The sequence below is a fragment of the uncultured Cyclobacterium sp. genome, assembly GCF_963976465.1.
GTDB lineage: Bacteria > Bacteroidota > Bacteroidia > Cytophagales > Cyclobacteriaceae > Cyclobacterium.
Genome location: NZ_CAXBOC010000409.1, coordinates 1 through 5387, shown reverse-complemented (window position 1 = coordinate 5387; position 5387 = coordinate 1). Strand labels below are relative to the sequence as shown.

Here is a 5387-nt window from a genome sequence, read left to right as displayed (position 1 = left end):
CCAGTTTATAATGTCCCTCCGGAATTCTAGTTCCCCCGGGTATTTTTTCATCACGATGAGTATCTTCCAAGGTGTAGGCGAAAAATTTCTTTTCAATAAACAACATACCCAAAGTAGTATTCCCATCATCTACATACCTTAGAATGGTTACCAAAGCCTCCGGGACTGATGCTACACCATCATTTTCTACCAAAGATTTGATCTTTTTTATATCTGGATTATCGGCTATATTTATATGGTTAATTTTATCGTTAAGGCTTTCCTTAGATGCCTTTTGAATGGGGGCTGTTTCACTTTCTTTAAATAAGTCTTTTAATCTATCAAAACCTTTACGAAGCAGCATGATTAAATAACCAATAAAACCAACCAGCCATAACCATATTTTATCCAAAACTTCGGGATTGGAATAAAAAAACAGGACAACTAAAATAACCCCGGCCAAAACCAGTAAGCCCGGTAATTTATTCATTTTAATAATAATTTAGGGTTTGAGGTAGAAAAATTGCGTTGGTTTATTGTACCTCAAAATTTAATTATTTATTTTTCAATAACAAAAGAATAAACAGCTTATTTTGAGGTGTTGTGTAGAGAAATAAAAATTAATACCGTCCAAAAAAACACATCTAAATAGTAATGATAGGATGGTATGAATTTTTTTACAAGATGAATATGATTCAGATTCAAATTAATAGGTTATTGATTAGATCTACCTTTAAAGATTCTTGATTTGTAAAGCATATTTCTTGAATGACATAAAATTTAATTAATTTAGGAAACCTAAGCGTTTTAAAATTGAAGTAAAAAATAACTATACCTAAATAAATATGGCGAATTACAAAATTCAAGTCAACAACAAAAGCTATGAGGTAGATGTTGATTCAGATACCCCTTTACTATGGGTACTTCGGGACAACTTGGGACTGGTTGGAACCAAATATTCCTGCGGTATTTCACAATGTGGGGCTTGCACAGTTCATCTCAATGATGCTGCTGTTAGGTCTTGTGGATTACCGATTTCCTCTGTAGGAGATGCTAAGATCACCACTATCGAAGGGCTTTCGGAAGCAGGAGATCATCCTGTGCAACAAGCCTGGAAAGAAGTGGACGTTGCCCAGTGTGGCTATTGTCAGGCTGGGCAGATAATGACAGCGGCAGCTATGCTAAAGAATAACCCTTCACCTACCGAGGAAGAGGTAATCGATGGGATGAATGCCAATTTGTGTAGATGTGGCACTTACCACCGTATCAAGGAAGCAGTTTTATTGGCCTCATCAAAAATTAAATAATCATGAACAAAGCACTAAAATCAAATAGAAGGGATTTTTTAAAAATTGCAGCAACTGCAGGTGGTGGTTTACTGATTGGATTTAATTGGTCAGCTTGTGATTCTCCCAAAATGAAGGTTGTCAGCAATGAAGAAATCTTTGATAAAGCCATCAATTACAATAGTTTTCTATCAATATCCCCGACAAACCATGTAGTCATCTATTCACCCAACCCCGAACTGGGACAAAATATCAAAACTTCCTTTCCAATGATTGTTGCAGAGGAATTGGATGTAGATTGGTCTAATGTAAGAGTGAAGCAAGCTTTTTTGGATACTGAGAAATACGATAGACAGGTCACCGGTGGCTCTGGAGCCATGCCTCATTCTTGGCAAAGACTCAGACAGGCCGGAGCCACAGCAAGGCAGATGCTAATGGAGGCCGCTGCAAAGCGATTGGATGTACCTTTATCCTCCTTGACTACAGAGAAAGGAAATGTTGTTCACGGGTCAAAAAAAATCAGCTATGGAGAGCTTGCTACTGATGCAGCTTCATTGCCGGTTCCGGAGAATGTAGCTTTAAAAGACATCAATGATTTTAAAATCATTGGAACAGCAGTAAAAAATGTAGACAATGATGCCATGTTTACGGGACAACCTTTGTATGGGCTGGATGTTTATCGGGAAAATATGCTTCATGCCATGATTCAAAGGCCTCCATTTGGAATGAAGCTGAAAAAGGTTGATTCAGAAGCTGCAAAAAAAGTCAAAGGGGTTAAGGATGTGCTTACTTTTAAAAATAATGTAGCAGTAATAGGTGAAGGAACCTGGCCTCTGATGAAGGCAAGGAAACTTTTGAAAATTGCTTATGAGCCAATAGAAGGAACTTTGGAATCTACAGCCTTCCATGATAAGAAATTTGATGAGTTGTTGAATTCCGGGGAGGGTGAAGTCAAAAGAAAGGATGGGGATGTAAATACCGCTTTTAGAAATGCAGCAAGGGTAATCAAAAGTGAATACCAATGCCCATTCCTATCCCATAGTCCTATGGAACCCATGAATTTTTTTGCAAATGTAAAGGAGGATAGTGTGGAGTTAATAGGTCCTTCACAAACTCCAGATCGTGCTAGAAAAGCAGCAGCAAAGATTTGTGGAATAGATCCTGAGAAAGTAAGTTTAGCATTAACCCGTTTGGGAGGTGGTTTTGGCAGGAGACTTAGGGCAGATTTTGTAGAGGAAGCAGTTGAACTATCTAAAATGCTAAAAGCCCCTATAAAATTAACTTGGTCAAGAGAAGATGACATCACCGGTGGTGCCTATAGGCCTGCCGTTAAGTATAGGTTTGAAGCTGCTTTGAACAATAAAGATGAGTTGATAGGTTATAAGTTGAGTGGAGCCGGCATCAATGCAGGAAATACAACGAGAGAGAATAATTTTCCTGCAGGCGCAATCGATAACCTGGAAATAAGATCGGCTGATTACAAGTCACCGATTACCACCAATGCATGGCGTGCGCCAATAACCAATTTCTTGGCTTTTGCTGAACAGTCATTTCTTGACGAAGTTGCAGAGGCCATGGGCAAGGACCCCATTGAATTAAGATTAGGACTATTGGCCAAAGCCAAGAAAAACCCTGTGGGGGAAATACATTATGATATTGACCGAATGAAAGGTGTAATTGAGACGGTGGCAGAAAAATCAAACTGGGGCAAAAAGGAAGGGGTTTCTCAAGGTTTTAGTGTGTATTTTTCTCATAGATCTTATGTTGCGCAGGTAGCTGAGGCAAAAATTAAAGATGGTCAAGCAGTGCTGGATAAAATATTTGCTGTTACAGACTGTGGAATAGTTATCAACCCTACCGGAGCAGATCAGCAAGTTAGGGGGGGCATGTTGGATGGTATGGGGCATGCAATGTTTGCCAATCTCACTTTTACAGATGGTATGGCTGATCAAAAGAACTTTGATAGCTATCGATTGATTCGCATGAAAGAAATTCCTGAAATCGAAACTCATTTTATTGACAATGGAATTGACCCAACTGGACTGGGAGAACCTGCGCTTCCTCCTACCGGTGGTGCAGTGGCCAATGCCATTTATAAAGTGTCTGGACAACGGATGAGAAATCAGCCATTTATTAAACAGGAAGGTATAAATAATTTTAACCTGGGAAGTCCGGCTTAGCATAGCTGTTACAATTGAGAATGGCTTATAAAATAATGATGGATTGATTTACCACGGGTTGTTTACCCGTGGTATTTTTCTTATACCGATTAAGCCAATGTATGACACAAAAATCTAATGTATCACCCGGGTTAATGCTCCCTATCCTTTTACATTGAAGAGTTCTACACACTTTATTTGTTTAGTTTTTATGTTTTTAATTGGTTTTCCTTTGCACAAATTTTTTACCTTAAGTATTTAAATAGATATTTAACCATTAGCATTTATTAGCTATTGAAATAATAGGGAATGTGGCAGCTGCAAGGGTTTGTTATCTTGCTTGATTATTGTTTCCTATGCTTTTACTATATTTCAAATGAAAACCTTTTCAATTTGCTTTTACTTGTAGGTGGAGGTCTGATTAGGAAAAGGGAGTTTTTTAATCCATAAAACAATAACCTAGAAGAAACTAAAAAGATGAGTAATTCCGAAATCCTTATCAGGAATAATTTAAGAGAGACTTATGGGGATGTTTATTCTCCAGGAGTGATAGATGCCCTTTCATTCATGGCTCCATTTAATGAAGAAGTAAAAAAGCTTATGGATATTAGGCTCCGCAGGAGAAAAGAAAGGAGTCGAAAAGGGAGTAAATTAACATTTTTAAATCCGGATACCAATATACCGGGTACCAATATTCTGGTATCGGATGCCAGGGCTGGCAAATTTGAAGGAGCTGAAATCCCCTCAGATCTTCAGCAACAGTGGATTCAAGGTACCGGGCCCGGAGCAAAGCCCAATGCAAGTTTAAAAAGTAGTATTCGGAATGTAGCTTATGCTTTACTTTCCGGGGCTGATGGTTGGATGTTTGATGGAGAAGATGCTTTAGGCCAGGTGTCTACCATGTCCTTGGACAATCAACGAAACCTTAAATTGGCCATCCAGGGCTCCCCAATATTTTTTACAGTGGCTGAAGAGGTAGCATCCCAAATGAACAATTGGAGTAAAAGCTTCTTTGGTCAGGAAAAAATTGTTAATTGGAGAGAACAGCTGAATTTTACCACCAAGATTTTTAGGGCCAGGGGACTTCATTTAGACGATAGGCATATTCGGATTAGCAGTGGAGCTTCTTTTTCAGCTTCCATTGCGGATTTGGTACTTTATGTGGTGAATAATTTTCAGGCCTTGTTAGCGGCAAACGCTTCTATAGTGCTGTACCTGCCAAAAATTCAAACGGCCGAAGAAGCCGCATTGTGGAATAAGATGATCAGTGCTTTGGAAAAGCATTTGAAACTGGAAGATGGAACCATCAAGGTATATGTACTGGTGGAGCAGCTAGAAGCAACTTTCCAACTTATGGAAATTAGGGCAGCTTTAGGAAAACACTTTGTAGGTTATAATACCGGCCGCTGGGATTATATCAATAGTGTATCAGATGCGATGGCATGGGATCAGTCCTTTATCAACCCCAATATAGAGTCCATAGGCATGACTTATGGCTATATGAGGAATTATGAAGACAGGGTAAGAAGAGCAGTGAATACACCTGATAGCAAAGGTAATTTTGCTTTATGGCAAGGGGGGATGGAGCCCAATATACCTGTTGGATCTACGGAAGGCGTAAGTGCAAGCATGGAAAAAGCTTTGGCCGGTGCGGAAAGAGAGCTAAGGGAAGGAGCAAGTGGAAAATGGGTTGCCCATTGGAAAATGGTTCATATTGTTCGCCCCGTTTGGGAGAAAACTGGTAAAGCCAACCAAATGGGAAGAAGCTTTGAAAAGCTTAGTTATTCCCAAGAAGATGCTGGAGGCTTGATCCACCTTGAACCTGCTCCCAGAACGATCAGAGGTGCAAGGAATTTATTAAGTGTAGGCTTGCAGTATGCCAATGCTTTTGGGCAGGGCATGCAAGCTGCGGCTTTGAAACCGGCTGACTTTTTTGGTAATGAAAATGTACTTTACCTAATGG

The 5387-nt window shown here is 39.4% G+C and carries 4 protein-coding genes; 3 read left to right on the top strand and 1 reads right to left on the bottom strand.

The window, feature by feature from the left end:
• Positions 1-469: DUF5675 family protein (locus tag AAC037_RS19060; protein WP_339904834.1), on the bottom strand; the 469-nt coding region annotated here is incomplete at its 3' end.
• Between the two features lie 355 nt (positions 470-824).
• On the opposite strand from AAC037_RS19060, the gene AAC037_RS19055 reads away from it, so the two are divergent.
• The 3 genes from AAC037_RS19055 to AAC037_RS19045 all read left to right on the top strand — a co-directional run.
• Entirely contained in the window at positions 825-1286 is a 462-nt protein-coding gene (locus AAC037_RS19055) for a (2Fe-2S)-binding protein (RefSeq protein ID WP_339904833.1), read from the top strand.
• A gap of 2 nt (positions 1287-1288) precedes the next feature.
• Positions 1289-3445 (top strand): molybdopterin cofactor-binding domain-containing protein, encoded by a 2157-nt coding sequence (locus AAC037_RS19050; RefSeq protein WP_339904831.1) that lies wholly within the window; start codon positions 1289-1291, stop codon positions 3443-3445.
• A 456-nt stretch (positions 3446-3901) separates the two neighbouring features.
• A partial coding sequence (locus tag AAC037_RS19045; protein ID WP_339904830.1) for a malate synthase occupies positions 3902-5387 on the top strand: 1486 nt, incomplete at its 3' end.

Bases quoted from the DNA above. Each gene is read 5' to 3' on its own strand.
- AAC037_RS19050 (WP_339904831.1), top strand. From the start codon at position 1,289: ATGAACAAAGCACTAAAATCAAATAGAAGGGATTTTTTAAAAATTGCA.
- AAC037_RS19055 (WP_339904833.1), top strand. From the start codon at position 825: ATGGCGAATTACAAAATTCAAGTCAACAACAAAAGCTATGAGGTAGAT.